Annotated in this window: 19 protein-coding genes; 7 read left to right on the forward strand and 12 right to left on the reverse strand. The window is 54.1% G+C overall.

All coding sequences use genetic code 11. The features are described from left to right. Positions 1-201 precede the first annotated feature (201 nt). From G461_RS0100690 to G461_RS0100715, 6 genes are all read right to left on the reverse strand, one after another. Entirely contained in the window at positions 202-552 is a 351-nt protein-coding gene (locus tag G461_RS0100690) for a P-II family nitrogen regulator (protein WP_026970361.1), read from the reverse strand. Next, positions 542-1318, reverse strand: a complete 777-nt coding sequence (locus tag G461_RS0100695; RefSeq protein WP_026970362.1) for a DUF1538 domain-containing protein — start codon at positions 1316-1318, stop codon at positions 542-544. Before G461_RS0100695 ends, G461_RS0100690 begins: the two co-directional genes overlap by 11 nt. After that, positions 1318-2052 carry a DUF1538 domain-containing protein gene (locus G461_RS0100700; RefSeq protein ID WP_026957310.1) on the reverse strand — a complete coding sequence of 245 codons (735 nt, stop codon included), beginning with the start codon at positions 2050-2052 and terminating at the stop codon, positions 1318-1320. The genes G461_RS0100695 and G461_RS0100700 overlap by 1 nt, the downstream gene beginning before the upstream one ends. A gap of 194 nt (positions 2053-2246) precedes the next feature. Continuing rightward, the gene (locus G461_RS0100705; protein WP_026970363.1) at positions 2247-3146 is read right to left on the reverse strand and encodes a class I SAM-dependent methyltransferase; all 900 of its coding nucleotides are present in this window, start codon (positions 3144-3146) and stop codon (positions 2247-2249) included. Further along, on the reverse strand, positions 3139-4236 hold the full coding sequence (locus tag G461_RS22805) for an AI-2E family transporter (RefSeq protein ID WP_051333249.1): 1098 nt from the start codon (positions 4234-4236) through the stop codon (positions 3139-3141). Before G461_RS22805 ends, G461_RS0100705 begins: the two co-directional genes overlap by 8 nt. A gap of 64 nt (positions 4237-4300) precedes the next feature. Continuing rightward, positions 4301-5014, reverse strand: a complete 714-nt coding sequence (locus tag G461_RS0100715) for an SDR family oxidoreductase (RefSeq protein ID WP_026970364.1) — start codon at positions 5012-5014, stop codon at positions 4301-4303. Between the two features lie 71 nt (positions 5015-5085). On the opposite strand from G461_RS0100715, the gene G461_RS0100720 reads away from it, so the two are divergent. Further along, a complete protein-coding gene (locus G461_RS0100720) occupies positions 5086-5979 on the forward strand; it encodes a TIGR01777 family oxidoreductase (RefSeq protein ID WP_026970365.1) in 894 nt (297 codons plus the stop codon). Positions 5980-6002: 23 nt separating this feature from the next. On the opposite strand, the gene G461_RS0100725 is transcribed toward G461_RS0100720, so the two are convergent. From G461_RS0100725 to dnaQ, 3 genes are all read right to left on the reverse strand, one after another. Then, on the reverse strand, positions 6003-6698 hold the full coding sequence (locus tag G461_RS0100725) for a DNA-3-methyladenine glycosylase I (protein ID WP_026970366.1): 696 nt from the start codon (positions 6696-6698) through the stop codon (positions 6003-6005). 100 nt (positions 6699-6798) lie between these two features. Next, entirely contained in the window at positions 6799-8082 is a 1284-nt protein-coding gene (locus tag G461_RS0100730) for a TIGR03503 family protein (RefSeq protein WP_026970367.1), read from the reverse strand. Next, the gene (dnaQ, locus tag G461_RS0100735; protein WP_211236234.1) at positions 8067-8825 is read right to left on the reverse strand and encodes a DNA polymerase III subunit epsilon; all 759 of its coding nucleotides are present in this window, start codon (positions 8823-8825) and stop codon (positions 8067-8069) included. The genes G461_RS0100730 and dnaQ overlap by 16 nt, the downstream gene beginning before the upstream one ends. A 68-nt stretch (positions 8826-8893) precedes the next feature. Here dnaQ and rnhA point away from each other — a divergent pair, with 68 nt between their 5' ends. Beyond that, complete coding sequence (gene rnhA, locus G461_RS0100740) at positions 8894-9361, forward strand: ribonuclease HI (RefSeq protein ID WP_026970369.1); 468 nt, start codon at positions 8894-8896, stop codon at positions 9359-9361. Here rnhA and G461_RS0100745 read toward each other — a convergent pair. After that, positions 9358-10071: a methyltransferase domain-containing protein gene (locus G461_RS0100745; protein ID WP_026970370.1), complete on the reverse strand. Its 714-nt coding sequence runs from the start codon at positions 10069-10071 to the stop codon at positions 9358-9360. The genes rnhA and G461_RS0100745 overlap by 4 nt on opposite strands. 68 nt (positions 10072-10139) lie before the next feature. Between G461_RS0100745 and gloB the strand changes: the two genes are divergently transcribed. Together gloB and G461_RS0100755 are read left to right on the forward strand one after the other, a co-directional pair. After that, positions 10140-10907, forward strand: coding sequence for a hydroxyacylglutathione hydrolase (gene gloB, locus G461_RS0100750; protein WP_026970371.1), 768 nt, complete (start codon positions 10140-10142; stop codon positions 10905-10907). Positions 10908-10980: 73 nt separating this feature from the next. Continuing rightward, positions 10981-12612: a lytic transglycosylase gene (locus G461_RS0100755; protein ID WP_026970372.1), complete on the forward strand. Its 1632-nt coding sequence runs from the start codon at positions 10981-10983 to the stop codon at positions 12610-12612. Here G461_RS0100755 and G461_RS22810 read toward each other — a convergent pair. Further along, on the reverse strand, positions 12602-13429 hold the full coding sequence (locus G461_RS22810) for an endonuclease/exonuclease/phosphatase family protein (RefSeq protein WP_169727212.1): 828 nt from the start codon (positions 13427-13429) through the stop codon (positions 12602-12604). The genes G461_RS0100755 and G461_RS22810 overlap by 11 nt on opposite strands. A gap of 19 nt (positions 13430-13448) precedes the next feature. On the opposite strand from G461_RS22810, the gene G461_RS0100765 reads away from it, so the two are divergent. The 3 genes from G461_RS0100765 to G461_RS0100775 all read left to right on the forward strand — a co-directional run bounded on the left by G461_RS0100765 (position 13449) and on the right by G461_RS0100775 (position 16760). Further along, positions 13449-13985, forward strand: coding sequence for a YceB family lipoprotein (locus G461_RS0100765; RefSeq protein ID WP_026970373.1), 537 nt, complete (start codon positions 13449-13451; stop codon positions 13983-13985). A gap of 147 nt (positions 13986-14132) precedes the next feature. Next, positions 14133-14996 (forward strand): patatin-like phospholipase family protein, encoded by an 864-nt coding sequence (locus G461_RS0100770; protein ID WP_026970374.1) that lies wholly within the window; start codon positions 14133-14135, stop codon positions 14994-14996. Between the two features lie 99 nt (positions 14997-15095). Beyond that, a complete protein-coding gene (locus G461_RS0100775; protein ID WP_026970375.1) occupies positions 15096-16760 on the forward strand; it encodes a methyl-accepting chemotaxis protein in 1665 nt (554 codons plus the stop codon). Here the strand turns inward: G461_RS0100775 and G461_RS22815 are convergent. Further along, positions 16734-18437: a sensor domain-containing diguanylate cyclase gene (locus G461_RS22815; RefSeq protein ID WP_169727213.1), complete on the reverse strand. Its 1704-nt coding sequence runs from the start codon at positions 18435-18437 to the stop codon at positions 16734-16736. The two genes, G461_RS0100775 and G461_RS22815, sit on opposite strands and share 27 nt — an antisense overlap. Positions 18438-18527 lie beyond the last annotated feature (90 nt).

An 18527-nucleotide genomic window follows, 5' to 3' on the forward strand; every position in this document is an offset into this window, starting at 1 on the left:
CAACCCTTTTATGATAATAAAATCAATTGCAGGACACTTTTCGCACAACTCAATATATTCTTTTTAATCAATGACTTAAGTTTAAGTTATGGATGAATACACACTTTAATCCACAGATATTGTGGATTAAATTAAATTAACAACAAAGTTATCCACATGGGGAGAGCGAAATACGACTTTGATCCCAGTTTTTATGCACAGCTAGGTATCGATGTCAACTTTGTGCGTCAAGGCTTGGATCTGGTGGGCAACCCCCACCGCCTCTTCCACATCCAGCAGTACTGCAATGCCGCTGCCCTCTTCCTCATCAAAGGCCGCAACCTTGCTAATGGTGTTTAAAATAGACTTAGCGCGGTGGCTTTCCACCACAAATAACAACACATCCGCTTGCGACTCCAGACTCAAGCCAAAGAAGGTTTTCTTCCGGCTCACCCCCTCACCTCGCGCATTGTTGATCACCGTCGCGCCGGTCGCTCCAGCCGCGCGTGCGGCATCGAGTACCTTGGCAGTCTTGTGGTCGTCGACGAATGCGACAATCATCTTAAACTTCATGATTTTCTCCTGACTCGCTGTACCGCGAGAGATAAGCACTAATTTGCGCGTAAGCCATCACCGCTATCATTGGGAACAAGCTGGCAAAGGCTATCAATCCAAATCCGTCGATTAACACGTCGCGCCCCGGCACCGAGGCCGCCAGGCCCAAGCCCAAGGCGGTCACAAGCGGCACCGTCACCGTCGACGTAGTCACCCCGCCACTGTCATAGGCAAGGGGAATAATGTCTTTAGGCGCAAACAGGGTTTGCACCACTACCACCGCGTAGCCAGCGATAATGAAATACTGCAGCGGCTCTCCAATCACAATCCGATAGGTGCCCACCGCTAAGCCAAGTGCCACGCCAATCGCCACTGAGCTGCGCAGCCCACCCACCGAGATAACTCCACCGGATACCTGATTGGCCTTAATGGCCACCGCCAGCAGTGAGGGCTCGGCAATGGTCGTGGCAAAGCCAATGGCCGCAGCAAACAGATACACCCACATGTAGCTCTGCCAGTTGGCGGTCTCGGCGCTACCAACAAACTGCTCGCTGGTTAACTGGCGGGCCATCGATTCACCCAAGGGAAACAGCGCCATCTGCAGCCCTAACAAGAACAGCACCATGCCGATGATCACAAAGCCGGTGCCCACCACAAGCTGGGTGGGGCGACGCAGTGCGATGCGCAACACCACCAAGTGGAAGAACAGAATGGTCGCCACGATGGGCGCTACATCACCCAAGGTACCAAACAGATTACTGAGAAACTCGACCCACCAAACCATTACCAGATAATCCCAAATAGCAGCACAAATAGGACCGGCGTTAGCGACGCCAGCGCAATCAAACCGAACCCATCCAGCAAGGGATTGCGCCCCTTAATCGCATTGGCCAAGCCCACCCCTAGTGCCGTGACCAGCGGTACGGTAATGGTCGAGGTGGTCACGCCACCGCTGTCGTAGGCGATACCGATAATCTCCTGCGGCGCAAACGCGGTAATCACCACCACCAGCACATAACCGCCGATCATCAGCCAATGCAACGGCCAGCCACGCAGCACCCTCAATACCCCCACCACAATCGCCAAACCCACAGCGGCGGCGACGCAAAGACGTAAAGCGGCAGCGTATTCTTGACGGGCGGCATCGCTGTCGACAATATGCTCGGTGACCGCGGCGACCTTGGCCGCCTCATCTGCCACCGCAATCAGCGCCGGCTCGGCAATGGTGGTGCCAAAACCCAAACAAAAGGCAAACAACAGCAAGGCCGAGAGCTTTCCTTTATGGGCAAAGGCATGGGCCATATCCTCCCCCACCGGGAACAAGCCCAACTCCAACCCCATCACAAAGCAGGTTAGGCCGAGCACTACCAGCGCGGTGCCTAAGAACACATTAGCAAGATCGGGAAGTGGGGATTGCAAGACAAACAGTTGGAAAAATGCGACCACCAGGATTATCGGGCTGATATCCCTGAGGCTTTTGAGGAGAGAATCGAAAAAGTGAGAGAGGTGATAACCCATACTCGTCCCCTAGTCATGCCATCATCGTACGGGCCTAAAAGGCCTGTAAAACTGATGAGTACGATGGATGGCCGGCTAATCACAGCTGCGATAGATTGCAGCAGTTGTAATCAACATAACATGGGGAAGCCAAAGGGCCAGCAGCTTAAGCCACTTTTGCGTGTCCAAGCTGCGGAAAACAAAGGGATTGAGAGCTAGCTAACAGCAGCGGCGCGTTCGAACAGTAAAACCTTTAGGCCAGCATCGGCGTCTTTCTCCAACACTAAGTCTGGACGCGCCAGTGCTTCAACAAAGCGCAGCTCAGGCGCTTCATTCGCGACACAATCGAGCAGAAACTGCTGGTCGAGCCAAGGTGCGTTCAGGCACAACAAAGCTTGGCCGTTGTCACTCAATAGACTCGGTAACTGACGGACGATTCGCTGGTAGTCTTTCTCTACCAAGAAGCTGCCCTTTTGCATTGATGGTGGATCGGCAATCACCAAATCATAAGGCCCAAACTTGCGCAGCTTACCCCAAGACTTAAACAAGTCATGGGCAAAGAACTTGGCGCGCTTAACATCGAGCTGATTAAGGCGCAGGTTGTTGCGCCCCACGTTCAAGGCTGCCTGACTCATATCCAGGTTCACCACCAGCTCAGCACCACCGGCCAAAGCCGCCACCGCAAAGCCGCAGGTGTAAGAGAACAAATTAAGGATGGTCTTGCCGCTGGCTCGCTGTTGCACCCATTGACGCCCTGCCGCCATATCAAGAAACAGCCCAAAGTTTTGATTGGTGCCAATATCAACCTGATAGTGCAGCCCATGTTCAGTGATCTGGCTCGGCGTTTGCGCCTCGCCCCATAGCCACTGCACCGGCGCGCCCGGCTGGTCGCGTTGCTGCAGATAGATACTCTTTACCGCTGCATCGCCCTGCAGGCGGGTCAGTAACGCGGCCAAAACCGGCTCAGCCAAGGGCTCATAAGCCACAATCAGCGCTAAAGGCGGCAGCCACTCAAGGTTGAACGCCTCGGCGCCGGGTACACAATTTCCTCGTCCATGGATTACGCGTAGTGCCTCAGCTCCCAGCTCAGGCAGGTCAAAGGAAAAATTACTCACTCTTTTCTAACTCAACGTGTTCTAGTTCTAATTGTTCGATATCGATGCGTTTTAGCTCATCGGGGTGGGCCAGCAAGGATGCGACCCAGTGGCCAGACTCGCTCGATTCCAGCGCAATCTTTAAGATCATGGTTAAGGGCACCGATAGCAGCATGCCCACGCTACCGAATAGCCAGCCCCAGAAGATCAAGGACAGGATCACCACCAACGACGACAGCCCAAGGCCCTTGCCCATCACCCGCGGCTCAATCATGTTGCCCACCACCATATTTACCGAAAAGTACAGCGCCATCACAATCGCCGCCTCTTTTACCCCAAACTGCACCAGCGCCAAGATAATTGGCGGGATGGCCGCAATCAGCGAGCCAACATTCGGGATGAAGTTCAGCAAGAAAGCCAGCAAGGCCCACATCACCGCGTAATCAAGGCGCAGCATGCTCAGCACAATCAGCACTGGGGTGGCGGTAATCAGGCTGATCAGCGCCTTCACCGCAATGTAGTTGTTCACCGCCTTGAGCGAGCGGTCAATCTGTGACATCCGAATATCAGGGCTGTGCAGCGCATAATGCAGACGCTGCGGCATGCTGTCGGCTTCGAGAAGCATAAACACGGTGACCAACAAAATCATAAAGATGTTAGTCGCGGCGCCACTTAAGCCCGACAAGGTATTGGCGAACAGCCCCAGCACCACGCCCGGGTCAAAGTAGCCGGTAATCATCGACATGTTTACTTCGATATCGAAGCGCGCTGCGAGCTGTACCACGCCACCTAAGCGCTGCAGCAGTTGGTCGCGATACTCCGGGATAGCCGCGCGGAAGTCATTGACCGAGTTCCCCACCACGCCGGCGATTAACATCAGGGCCACGATAATCAATACCAATACTGCCAGCACCGCCAGCACTCGCGGAATGCGCAGCTTGGTCAGCATCTTAACCAATGGGTTAGCAATAATGGCAATAAACAATGAAAGCAAAAATGGGATAAGCACCGGAGTCGCCGCCTTTAGGCCCGCCAACACCACGATAATAGATGCACAAATCAATAACCCATCTCGAAAATTAGCTTCTCGGTTTACGGCAGGAAATTTCACATCTCACTCCTTAACAGTGATTTGCTTGCAAGTGTAAGTTCAGCCAAGGATAAAACCAACACATTTACCAAGCACTTAACGAGCGGCCACCATCGACTTTGAGTGTTTCTCCGGTGATAAAGTCATTGGCCAGTAACATCTCGACAACCTGCCACACCGGCTCAAAGCCCCCTTCCTGCCCAAGCGGTGTGCTGGCTAACACCTGCGCGCGCTGCGCCTCGCTGTGTTCCGGCAAAAAAGACAATGGTCCGGGAGCAATACAGTTGACCCGAATATCTGGGGCCCAGGCAGCGGCGTAGCCTTGCATCAAACAGCTAAGGGCCGCTTTTGAGGCGCAATAGGCGCGTCTATCCGGGCGCGGCAGCTGCGCGTAGATATCGGTGATGGCGATAATCTGCCCGCGTGCATTACGCAGTGCGGGCTGCAGCGCCTCGCTGAGTATCTGCGGCGCATGAAAATGCAGCGCCATCGCCCGCTGGCCGAGCGCCAGATGCTCGTTTAGCGTGGCATGCTCGCTCTCGCCCTCAAACAGTGAGGCATTGTGCAGCAGCAAATCCAAGCTAGGCAGCTCAGCGGTGAGGCGCTCAGCCAAGGCGAGCAGTTGGCCGGCGTCGGTGAAGTCACACTGATAGAGCCTCACCCCACGTTTAGCCAAGGCCTCGGTTTGCTCACTCGCCCGGCGATACTGACCAAACACCTGCCGGCCCTGCGCCAAAAACTGCTCGGCGAGGTGTAAACCTAAGCGCCGTCCGATTCCACTGATAAACACTCCCGGCATACTTCAATGATCCCCTGAATCTCTGCTATCGTTATTGAAATCAATAACTAAGTTAGCCAACGGCCCTGTTAATGAAAATTTTGCTCACCGGCGGTACTGGTTTTATCGGCCAGTCTCTCGCCCGGCAATTACAGCCAAAGCACCAGCTTATCATCCTAACCCGACGCCCGGTACGCGCCTACCAACAACTCGGCCATAACATCTTAGCTATCAGTTCGCTCGATGAGCTGCAAGACCTCAATGATGTCGATGCAGTGATTAACCTGGCCGGCGAACCCATCGCCAACCGCCGCTGGACCGCCAAGCAAAAACAACGGATCTGCGACAGCCGCTGGCAGCTCACCGAAGAGTTGGTTGAGATGATCAATAACAGCATGCCACGCCCACACACCTTTATCAGCGGCAGTGCCATCGGCGTCTACGGCACCGAGATCGACGGCGAGATCAACGAAGCAACACAGGTACAAGAGCAGTGCTTTACCCGCACCGTCTGCAAACGCTGGGAAGAGCTGGCGCTGAAGGCCGAGAGCGAGCAAACCCGCGTCTGCTTACTGCGCACCGGCGTGGTGTTGGGGGTTGAAGGCGGTGCGCTGGCGAAGATGCTACCGGCCTTTAAGCTCGGCGCAGGCGGGCCGATGGGCAGTGGCCAGCAGATGATGTCATGGATCCACATTCAAGATATGGTCAACGGCATCATATTCTTGTTAAACAATAGCGATGCTTCCGGCGTGTATAACTTCACCGCCCCAGCCCCGGTGAGCAACCAACAGTTTAGCGAAGTACTGGCCAAGCAACTGGGCCGCCCCTGCTTTTTCCGCACGCCCAAGCAAGTGCTGGATCTGGCCTTCGGCGAGATGGCCACCTTGTTGCTTGATGGCCAGCAGGTGCTACCCAAGCGCTTGTTAGAGGCTGGCTATAAGTTCCGCTACCCGAGCTTAGAGAAGGCCATGCACCAGCTGGTGTAGTTGCACCGCCCCAATAAAACGCACTACTCGGCCAGCTGCACTGAGTTATCACCCACGCTGTAGGCAATCACCTGCGACAGCTGGGTGAGCGATAGGCCTGACTGCTGTTGGAATTCGTTAAACACCTGCTGCACTTGATTCAGCGCACGCTGGCTGGAGGGCGCCTTATCGATATGGCCCTGCGCCTGCAGATAGCCCACCACATCTTTCGAGAGCACAAAGGTATCCTTACCCATCCGCCGCAGCGCATAGGAAGCGCTATTCCCGCCCAAACGCGCGCCTTGTTTTTTTAGCAGCAGCCACAGGCCCACGATATCTTGCTCCGGCCACTCGGCGATAAACTTGGCAAAGCTACCGTGCTGCTCTGCCAGCTCCACCATCATCTGGGCATTGGCGGGTACCGTGAGGATCTTCTGGCGATTGCGGATAATCCCGGCGTCATTACACAGGCGCTCAATGTGCCCCTCGTCCAGCAACAACATCTTAGCGGGCTCGAAGCCGAAGAAGGCGCGCTCAAACGCCGGCCATTTTTGCTCCACTACCCGCCAGACGAAGCCGGACTGAAAAATCACTTGGGTAAAAGCAGCCAGCCAGCGGTCATCGCTAACTTCAGCTAGCTCGGCGCTGCTGCGCGGCACACTGAGCATCGCCTCTAATGCGGCCTCTCCGCCCTTACGCTCGGCGGCGCGTTGCCAAACAGAACTAAATTTTTCTACCATGATGTGTTGTTACCTTGTGAGCACAGATCAAACAGGGGAGCTGATTGCTCCCCTGTGTCGCTCAAGCCTAACGCTTGCAGATGTGCGTTTCCAGCACTTGTTATTCTTGCGGCATGTTCAGCTCTGGGCCTTCACTCATCTTCGGCTCAGGTCCACCATTCATCGCTGGCGCTTCACTTTGGCGCGCTTTCTCCAGCGCCTTTTTAAAGGCAACCCGCTTGCGCCACCAAATAAAGCCGAACACAGCACCGACCAGCAGCAATACACCGAAGACGATGCCAATAATCATCCCCCACGGCGAGCTGGGTTCTTCGGCTTCGGCTGCTTGCTCAAGCACTTCCGGTGCAACCGGTGGTGGCGGCGGCGGCAAGATCACGAAGTCTTCTTCTGGAAACTCAACCACCAGCTCTCGCCCATCAAGGGTATTGGCCAGGATCGTGCCGCCCACCCGGTAGCGGCCATGCATCGCGGGAGTCGGCAGTGGCACAGCAATCTTGTCGGTCTCGGCAAACACCTGAAACGGCTCTTCCCAACCAACGTTGTTGAACACCTTGCCATCGATGATCACGCTGCTAGGGTCTAGCTCATCACGGTCGATCTGCATATGCATCACCGCTTGATTGCTGTCATCATCAGGCGCATCGATTTTGACCGACACCGGGTTAGGATAAATGAACACCTCTTGGCGTAGTGCGCGGGTGAACACCTCGTTGATGGTACTGACCACCAGCTCGTATTTACCGGGCTCGATGTCTACATCGACCACCGCAGTGAAAATACCGTCATCGGGGACTTCATCGAATTTTTTACCATCGTCATAAAACTTGGCCAGCTCTTCACGACGGATCCGTTCACGCAGGTCGATATTCACCGTGCGATTCACTGCAACGCTCAGCAGCGCTTCGTCGATATACACGCCCAAGTCGATCTTGTCGCCGCGGTTATGTAGCTGGGCAGCAATCTTAAGGCGCTCGCCAAAGTAGAGTTGGGTTGGGATCTCATCGACCTCCAGCGCCACATCACTAAGTAGCTGGATGCGGTTACGACCACGGTTCTCAGCCACCGCCTGCCAAGGGCCGGGCATTGGGTTCTCGATGGTCACGATGTCCATCTCGTCGGTTTCCAGCCAGGTAGCATTTTCCGGCAGATCCCATGCATACAGCTTGCTGCCGTTAGGGCGCACCAGTACCGCCGCACGGGTTCCCTCTTCGCGATACAGGATAAAGGTGATCTTTTCTATCCCGTGGTCGAGCCGGAAGCGGTTATCAATAAGCGGCACATCACGATTGGTAAAGATCTCGTTTGCTGAGGCAAACAGAGGTAATACAGCGATAATCGACCACAGACAGGTTCGGCTAAACAGCCGGATTAGAGCTTGCGCCAAAGGCAGCTTCCTCCTTTTTTCTCCACCAGTTCAAGACGCTCTTGATGCAGGCCTTGCTCTTCGTCGCTGGCAAACACAACCGCTAGCGGTGGGCGCTCAGCCGCCAGGCGACGCACGCCTAAGCCCTGCTCTTCGCCATCTTGACCATGGATCAGGTTTAACTTGTTTTGACCCCCGGTCATCTTCAAGAACACTTCGGCCAATAACTCGGCATCGAGCAATGCGCCGTGGTAGGTACGTGATGAGCGGTCTACACCGTAGTAATCACTCAAGGCATCTAGGTTCTTACGCGCTGGCAGCGGCTTGCTGCCTGCCAACTGCACCTCCCGGCCATTGTATTCGCCGCGACGTGCTACCAACAGGGAGTCGGTGACACTACAGATATCGGCACATTTGGGGCGTGCTTGAGGCAACATCGATAATTCGTGATCAAGGAAGCTAATATCGAACTGGGCGTTGTGAGCCACCAGCTCGGCACCATCGATAAAGGCCAGAAAATCATCGGCAATCTGGTGGAACAGCGGCTTGTCGAGGACAAACTCATCGGTAATCCCGTGAACCTCGATCGCCTCATCGTCGATCTTCTGTTGTGGATTGATGTAGACATGGTAGGTACGACCGGTCAACTTACGGTCAATCACTTCAACACAACCAATCTCGATCACCCGGTGGCCTTGATAGATGGGGCCGCCACTGTCGTTCATACCGGTGGTTTCTGTATCGAAAACCACCTGTCGTTGCATCGGAGATTGGTTCACTTGTTTTCCTATGTCACACTGTAGGGAGAAATTTCCCCTAGTTTACCAAAGTTATGCAACAAGAAGTTGAAGTGTTTACCGACGGTTCCTGTTTAGGTAACCCCGGCCCGGGCGGTTATGGTGCCATTCTCACCTATGGCGCTCATCGCAAAGAGTTAAGCCAAGGCTACAAGCGCACCACCAATAACCGCATGGAGCTGCTTGCAGCGATTGTCGCGCTGGAAAGCTTAAAGCGCCCCTGCAAGGTAACACTGACCACCGACAGCCAGTATGTACGCCAAGGCATTACCTCGTGGCTGGCCGGTTGGAAGCGCAAAGGCTGGAAGACCGCCAGCAAACAGCCGGTTAAAAACGTTGATTTGTGGAAGCGCTTGGATGCCGCGAGTCAGCAACATGATGTGGACTGGAAATGGGTGAAAGGCCATAGCGGCCACCCGGAGAATGAACGCTGTGACGATTTGGCGCGCGACGCCGCCAGCGGCAGTGACTTACTGGTCGACGAAGGCTATCACGAGAGCTAACCGCCCACCGAGGTCGCCGCTATTCGCGGTTTTACCCAGCGCGGGTTGCGCACCGGCGTAAGCGGCGCCCGCCGCTTACGCGCCACGATGAAATAGCACGAAGCGGTCATCCGGAAATAATCCCGCCCGAAGCGTTCAAACCACAGCGGCGCCGGCCGGTTATTCACAAAACTGGTATAGGCAAAACGCTCGTCACTTAATACCTCAAAGCCCAGCAGGTTTAGCCAGTCCTTCACCCGTGACGGGGTGAACATCCGTGAGCTGAACGGTAGCCCCTTGCGTGGCAGCGGCACATAGCGGCGTAAACCCAGCAGGCTAATGGGATTAAATCCACTTAGCATAATGTAGCCATCGGCGGTCAGTACCCGTTCCACTTCTCGCAGCAATTGGTGGGGATCTTTGGAAAAATCCAGGCTGTGTGCCAGCAAGCACATGTCAATACAGCTTTCTTGAAACGGCAGATGTTCAGGCTTGGCTAACACGCCGGCAAGTTCGCTTTCACGCGCCACATTGAGCTGATGACGGACGCTGGAGACATGGCAGCTAAGTTCGGCACTGAGCGAGCCTACCTTGAGGATGTGGTAGCCAAAGATACGCGGCAGCTGCTCGTCGAGCAGCGTCTGCTGCTGGCGCAACAGCCAATCACCCAGTGGCAGGTCCTGCCATGAGTAGGGGCTTGCTACAACTTCCTGAATCCTCGCTGGCCGCATCGCCTTCCCGTATTAATTCGCCGCGTTTCGCGCAATAATAGCCAGACTTTAGCGACAGAGAACAGACAATGCAAATCCTGCATATCCCCGCATTTTCAGATAATTACATCTGGCTATTAGAAGCTGGCAACGGCCAGGCAACGGTGGTGGACCCAGGCGAAGCGGGCCCAGTCATCGCGCGCCTTGAGCAGCTGCAGCTAGAATTGACTAACATCCTAATTACTCATCACCACGCCGACCATATCGGTGGCGTTGAAGCGCTGCTAGCGCGCTATCCAGATGCCAAGGTCTATGCGCCCGCTAACGGCCGCTACCGCTTTGAGCACCACGGCGTGGCGCAAGGAGACCGCCTGACACTGGCGGGGCTAAGCGAGCCGTTCGAGGTGTTCGAAGTGCCCGGGCATACCTTGGATCATGTGGCCTACTACACGCCGGGACACCTGTTTATCGGTGATACCTTGTTCTCGGGCGGTTGTGGTCGCCTGTTTGAAGGCAGCGCCAAGCAAATGCTGGAGTCGCTCAACCGAATCGCCTCATTGCCTGAGAAAACCCTTATTTATCCTGCACATGAGTACACCCAGACCAATCTGGTTTTTGCCTTAGCGGTGGAGAGTAAAAACCCACAACTGTTGGCCTATCAGAAAAACGTCGCAAAACTTCGCCAGCAAGGTTTACCGACCGTGCCAACCTCTTTGGCCAACGAGTTAGCGATCAATCCGTTTCTACGTAGCGCCGAGTCTAGCGTTCAGCAGCGGGTCGCCATGGAAGCGCAGCAGCCAATGGCCGATCCGCTGGAAACCTTTACAGCACTGAGGGCATGGAAAGACCGCTTCTGACTTGCACCCGCCGCGCAAGCTCAATAACATGTGAACTTTGTGTGTCGAAAACAGCAAGACTGACAGGAAACGAATGAGAAAATTATACGTTGGCGCGATGTGTGTCGCTCTCTCTGCGTGCCAACTTACGGCTCGTCAAGATGAGCCAGATACCCTCGAACAGGCTCAAGCCGAACTCTCCAGTAATACGGAGAGTGCTGCGGGCAGCCTAGAACTCGCCGCCGCGCCTGAGCAACTGCCAGCCGAAGCCGAACTTAATCAAGCCGCTCTCGAGCAGGTTGAGCCAGAACAACCCGAGCCGCTTACCCCGCAACAGGTCGATGATTTGTGGGAGCGCATCGACATGCAGCTAAGTTTAGAGGTTCCGCTTGAGCAAAAAAGCCTGCAATCTCAGCTGAACTGGTACCTGCGCCATCCTGACTACATGCGCAGGGTGTCACAGCGCGCCGAGCCTTACCTCTACTTCATCATCGATGAGATTGAAAAGCGCGATATGCCGCTTGAACTGGCGCTGCTTCCCATCGTAGAAAGCGCCTTCCAGCCCTTCGCCTACTCCCATGGCCGTGCCGCTGGCTTGTGGCAGATTATCCCCGGTACCGGACGTCGCTTTGGTCTGGAGCAAAACTGGTGGTATGACGGCCGTCGCGATGTCTACGCCTCAACCATCGCCGCGCTGGATTACCTGGAGTACCTGAATCGCTTCTTCGATGGCGACTGGACTCATGCCATTGCCGCCTACAACTCAGGCGAAGGACGGGTGCGCAACGCCATCCGCGCCAACAAACGCGCCAACAAGCCAACCGATTTCTGGTCGCTATCGCTGCCTCGAGAAACCAGCGCCTACCTACCGAAGCTGCTGGCACTGAGCCATATCCTGCAAAATCGTGAAGATTACGATATGGAGATCCCCCAGCTGGCGAACCAACCGTATTTCGAGCGTGTTGATGTTGGCTCGCAGATCGACCTAGCGGTTGCCGCCGATCTGGCAGGTATTGAGCTGGAAGAGCTGCATCGCCTCAACCCGGGCTTTAACCGCTGGGCCACCGCGCCAGAAGGCCCACACTTCCTGCTGCTGCCGATTGAACAAGCCGAGCGCTTCGAAGTGGCAGTCAACAACATGCCCAAGCAAGACCGCTTGCAGTGGACTCGCTACACCGTGGTATCTGGCGATAGCCTGAGCACCATTGCAAGTCGCTACAACACCACCTCGGGCCAAATTCGCCAGCTTAATAGCTTAAGTGGCGATACCATCCGTATTGGCCAGGCCCTGCTGATCCCTATCTCCAGTCGCGATAGCGAAGCTTACACCTTAAGCCAAGAGCAGCGACTGGCTGCGACCCAAGGCCGCAATCGTGGTGCCATCAAGCTTAACTACACGGTGAAATCGGGTGATAGCCTGTGGGAGATCGGTCGCCGCTACAAGGTCAGTCATCGCCAAATCGCTAGCTGGAATGGTATGGCGCCGGGCGATACCCTGCGCTTAGGGCAGAAACTGGTGATCTGGCAGCAAACCGATGTCCCTCGTGACCAACTGCAAACCATTACCTACCGAGTGCGCAGTGGTGACTCGCTATCCACTATCGCGGCGCGCTTTAAGGTACGCATCAGCGACTTGGTGAAGTGGAATAAGCTGGACCAGAACAGCTACCTACAGCCCGGCCAACGCCTCAAGCTGTACATCAATGTGGCAGAAGTTAGCGCCTAAACCTTACCAGCAGAGCATTGTGGTCGGAGCTGTCGGTCACAATGCTTTTCGCTGATACCAAGTTCAAGCCCCGATAGGCCACATGGTCTAGCACCTCACCAAACACTCTACTGCGCAAATCCGGCTCAAACGCCACTAGCTGCAAGCTGTGTCGCTGGATAAATCGCTCAAACACCGCCAAGCGCGGCTCACTCCAGGTATTAAAATCCCCCGCCAACACCACCGGCCCGCTATGTTGGTTCAGCTCATCGCTTAAGTCGGTTAATTGCTGGGTAAAGGTCAGCGCATCGAGGGTAAAGTTCACGCTGTGCACGTTGACGATAAGCACCTCACTCCCCTGCCAGCGGTAGATAAGCGAAAGGCTAGACTTGGGAAATCGAATCAGAGGCTCTGTGGTTAAACGGGCACATACCCGCTCAGCCGGGGCCCGGGTCAAAGTTGCCACGCCCAGACCATCGCCCAGCCATTCAAAGGCTAGCGCCTGATAGCGATACCATTGGCCTATCTGCGCCCATCCATAAAGCTGTTTGCGACTGCCCTCTTGCAGCATCAATATCTGATTGCCCGCGACCAGCTTACTAAGCTCGCTATGCCAGTTGTCACGCTGTCCTTTGTAGGCGTTCCACACCACAATGCCCAGCTCGTCGCTGGACAAGGGCTCAGCAGGCTGTTTAAGTGGAGCGAATTCGAGTTGGGTGTTGTCGCAAGGGCGCGCTGAAGCATCAAAAGCGAGCAGCACTGAGCAGCAGCCTAACAGCAGACAAACTTGAGACACTCCCAGAACTTGCTTAAGCTTGGCTAACCATTTGATAAACATACCTCTCGTTGGTCTGCCTATGCGCTCTTTTCTACTCATCGCCGTCACGCTCTTCCTTACCGCTTGCTCGTACAACTACAGTATCAGCGAGGCTGAACTAAACCAACGTTTGCAACGCGCAGAACTGAGTAAACAAGTGGGCATCCCCGGTTTGGCGATGGCTGCGTTCAAGCTCACCGACCTTGAGCTGGCGCTCCAAGAACAAGATCAGAAACTGCAGCTCGACAGTCAACTCAGTATCAACGTGCAAACCGCTGACCAGCAACTAAAAGCTCAGATGCGCTCCACCATTGAAGCACGCCCGGACTACCAGCCAGAGCAAGGCGCCATCTATCTCAAAGACCTACGGATCCTCAATCAAGAGATATCGCCCAGCGATGCCGAGCCGATGCTGCGCCTGATAACACCCTTGGTTGAGCTGGCCTTAAACCAATATCTGGAGCGATACCCGCTCTATCAACTGGACGAATCAGACAGCAAACAAGCAATGGCCAAGCGACTGGGCAAGGATGTGCAGATCAAAGCCAACCGTATTGATTTTGTATTTGGTTATTAGGGCCTGTTGAGCTGGGCCAAGGCTATACTGAATAAGCCAGCAACTCAGAGCGGGTTTCTAGCGTCTTAAAAAGATCATCCATCTGTCTCGGTGCTAACCAATACTGTTAGTAGCTGAGCAAGCTAGCGTCGGAGAGAAGACAGGATCATGGAGCAGCAGCAAGTCAAAAAACTGGTTCCCATATTCGCAGGTGGCGGTACCCGCTTGCCTGCTCATATCGGTATTCTTGCTGCCATCAATGAGCTAGACATCGACTTCGACCACATCGTGGGCGTCTCGGGCGGCAGTATCATTAGCTCGCTCTATGCCAGCGGAAAATCCATTGAAGAGATCAAAGCCATCGCGCTGAGCACCGACTTCGACCAGTTCAAGGGCTTCTCGCTAATTAGCCTGCTGCGCAACGGCGGGCTCTGTTCTGGCGACAAGTTTGAGATGTGGATAGATAATCTGCTCGGCGGGGTGCGTTTTAAAGACCTGCCGATGAAGCTGCATGTGGTGGCCACCGATGTACGCTCTGGCTCGCCGGTGGTGTTCGACGCCATTCAAACCCCGGATGAGAAGGTATCACGGGCGGTGCGCTTTTCCATGTCTATCCCACTAATCTTCTCCTTTAAGCACTATCAAGACCACCTGATGGTCGATGGCAGTATCTTGTCGGAGGACGCGCTGCATCGCGACTGGGCCTCCGATGGCACACCGGTGATCTGCTTTAGGCTGCGTGGCAACAACGACACCAAACCCTTACCCACTAACGGTTGGTTCCCACTGGCAGCTTATGTATCGCTGCTAATCCGCACCTTTATGACCACCATCTCCCGCGAGTACGTCAACGAGAAATTCTGGCACCGCACCATTGTGGTGAATACCGGGAACACCTCACCAGTGGACTTCCACCTTGATGATGATGCCAAATTAGCGCTCTACGATATCGGCTACCAAACGGCTCTGGATATTGTTCCAAGTAAGATTTTTCACCAACAAAACCCCTCTAAGATCTCACAAACAACATAAGGTCTTTGCCTTAACTCTATTAAGTAATTTGACTTTTATTATTCACTCTATACTCAAAGGCATTCTGTAAGTTGATGTTTTGTATAAAGGAGTCGAAGAATGTCTCTTAGTGTTCGCCAACGTTTATTGCTGTTATCAATCGGCCCAGCGCTGTTGCTTAGCGTCTGCTTGGTAGCAGTGACGCTGTATGAGATGAACCAGTTGTCGGAAAACATTGTTACCAATACCGAGCAAGATTTAAACAAGATGAAACGCGCTGAGCTTAAGTCATATTTAGATATGACTTATGGTTCGATTGCCCACATCTATGAAAGCGGCGGCTCTTTAGAGGAAGCTTTACCCATCTTGCAAGGCCTTAAATACGGGGACAGTGGTTATATTTTCGGCTACGACAAAAACGGTGTTCGCGTTTTAATGGGCCACTCAGAGAAAGGCTTGGGTGACAACTTTTGGAACCTACAAGATAAGCAAGGGCAATACATCATTCGCGACTTGATCCAAGCAGCTAAGCGCGGAGAGTACTACTCCTACTACTTCCCAAAACCCGGAGAAACGCAAGCGCTAGCCAAACTCAGTTTCGCTATTTACTTGGACCGATGGGACCTGATGCTGGGTACCGGCTTCTATACTGATGACATCGACGCGGAACTTGCGGAACTGAGGGCTCAAAGTAAAGAAAGCCAAGCAGATGCTCTCACCGTTGTGATTGTTACAAGTATTATATTGATTGCCTTGGCGATGTTGCTAGGTGTAATGACCAACCGCTCCATTACCAAACCTCTGCAAGACCTTAACGAGCAGTTTGCCGCCCTAGCCACGGGTGACGCTGACTTGACAGCGCGCCTTCCCACCGACTATGCCAAAGAGTTCCGCGAACTGGCCAGTAACTTCAATGCCTTCACCGGCTCGTTGCACAACTTGGTCAGTATGGTTAAACAAGTGGCCGACGATGTAGCGGAAGAAAGTGGCTCTATGTCTGAGCGGGCGGGCCGTATCGACCAATTGTTGGTCGAGCAGCGCGAAGAAACCACCCAAGTGGCTACTGCCATGACCGAGATGACCGCGTCTGCCCATGATGTATCAGACAACGCCAACAACGCTGCCGGCTCAGCCCAAGAAGCCGATGGCAATGCAGAAAATGCCATGAACACCGTGGTTCAAGCCGTAGGCTCTGTTGAGGCGTTGGCCGGTGAGGTAAGCCAGGCAGGAGAAGTGATATCCAAACTTGAAGGCGATGTGCAGAACATCTCCTCAGCACTAAGCGTGATCCAAGGGATTGCCGAGCAAACCAACCTGCTGGCACTTAACGCTGCCATCGAAGCAGCGCGGGCCGGTGAACAAGGTCGAGGCTTTGCGGTCGTGGCCGATGAGGTACGCCAGCTTGCCAGCCGCACCCAAGACAGCACTGGTGAAATCCACCAGATGATCGAACGCTTGAAAAATGGTTCGGATGCCGCAGTGTCTTCAATGGGAAGCAGCCAAGGACGCAGCAGCGAGGCGGTAGATGGTGCCAATGCCGCTAGCGAGGCCCTGCAGCAAATCAAGGATGCAATTCAGACCATTATGGATATGAATGCGCTAATCGCTACTGCGACCGAAGAGCAGAGCCATGTGGGCCAAGAGATCTCCCAACGAATTGAGCAGATCTCCGATCAAAGTAACCAAAGCGCCGAGCTGGCTAACGCTAACCGAGCCAGCAGTAGCTCGTTGAACGAGCATGCCAGTAAGCTGCAAGAGCTAGTTGGCCGCTTCAGGCTGAGCTAACTTGGGAACATCAACCGGCTCAGGGCTTTCTTGAGCCGGTTGAACTAGCTCAATACCCGCGTCAATGTCCGCTTCCCCGAGCTCTGCATCAGCACAGTAACGGTCCCTTCCACTATTCTTGGCACGATAAAGGGCTTCATCAGCCAGCTTAATCAGCTCGGTTGAGCGAGTTCCGGAATGAGGGAAGGTCGCCCCACCGATGGACAGCGTCAGCTTACCTAACGACATCTTATTGAAGGTTAGCGCGAGCTCACGAACTGCATCCAGCAGTTTCTCGGCTATCACTTTAGCACCTTGCTCACTGGTGTTGGGGAGGATGATAGCAATCTCCTCACCACCAATACGGCACACAATATCGTCCCCGCGAACATTGTCGATAAGCAAGGTTGCCAAGCTCTTCAAGACATAATCGCCCGCATCGTGGCCGAAGTTATCGTTAAAGCGTTTAAAGTGGTCCATGTCGGCCATCAGTAAGCTCATTGGCTGCTGATAGCGCTCACTGCGCATCAGGGTCTTACTCATCGCCTCTTCAAAGGCGCGACGGTTGCTAAGCCCGGTCAGCGGATCCCTAAGCGCTTGCTCGCGCAGTTTCTGTTGAAGGTTGAGGTTGGCCAATGCCAACCCAAGGTGCTCGGCCACGGTAAAGGCCAACTGCATCCACTCTTCAGAGACTTCCTCTTCGAGATAGAGGTGCATCAGACCGATAGTGTTACCGTGTGCAATCAGTGGAATACACAGGGTTTGCACTTCTTCCGAACTGTGCATATGTGGGCAAATAAGCTTGGTGTGCTTATCATAGGAGAGGTGGTGCTTACCTTTGCGCAAAGCCCAGCACTCCTCAGGGCTAAAGGCTTTGTCACCGGGCCACTCCCCTCCCCAGTCGAGCTTGATCTCCAACTGGTTGCGAGAGGCGCGCATCATTGACACCGCCCCATTCACATCTCCCAGTAAGCGTGGTAGCACGTCGGAGGTGACCTGTTCAGCCTCCTCTAAGGTGTTGCACGCAGCCAGCATGTTGGCCAGGCGTTGAATCAGCTCAATCTCACTGGTGCGATGCTCTACTTGATGCTCCAAATTAGATTGCTGCGCGGCTATTTGCCGCTGAATACTGCGGCTAGTAAACAGTGCTAGTCCGCTCACCAAGGTAACCATTGCTAATAGCAGCCCCGCCAAAATAAAGTCGAGCTCAACGACCATCCCCTCCAGTCGACTTAAGGGAATAGCCACTCGCGCTACACCATCAAAACCTAGGTAGGAAACTGGCACAGCGACATACATCAAGTCGTCATCGAGTACTTCACTGTGGCGCACTGCAACGCCAACGCCCTCCTCCAAGGCTTGTAGAACTTCCGCGCGATCGGCGTGGGAAGGTAAAGACTTGAGTTGGAAGCGATTCAAACTGCTGTCTGCTAGCACCTCACCATCGCGGGTTATCAGGCTAACTCGGTTTCTCCCCACCAGTCCGTGCTCATAAATGAACTCGTAAAGCTTCACAGGAGACGCAATAGGCTTTTCTTTCTCTAGTGAGCGAGCAACACTATGAGCCTGTTGCGTTAGGTTCGCTTCTACTTGATTGTCCAGCCAACTCCTCACCAACGAGCTGTAAGCTATCAGACAGATAATCGACAACACCACCAACACGATCCCAGGAAGATAAAACAAACGCTTACTGGACATAATCATTCCCTTGCTTATTACCAAACGCATCATTTAGCCTAGCAAAACAATTACTGAAATGCTCAGTAAATACCCTTTGATAAACAAAAA

Origin of the sequence: Aliagarivorans marinus DSM 23064, from assembly GCF_000429485.1 — a bacterium.
Classification (GTDB): domain Bacteria; phylum Pseudomonadota; class Gammaproteobacteria; order Enterobacterales; family Celerinatantimonadaceae; genus Aliagarivorans; species Aliagarivorans marinus.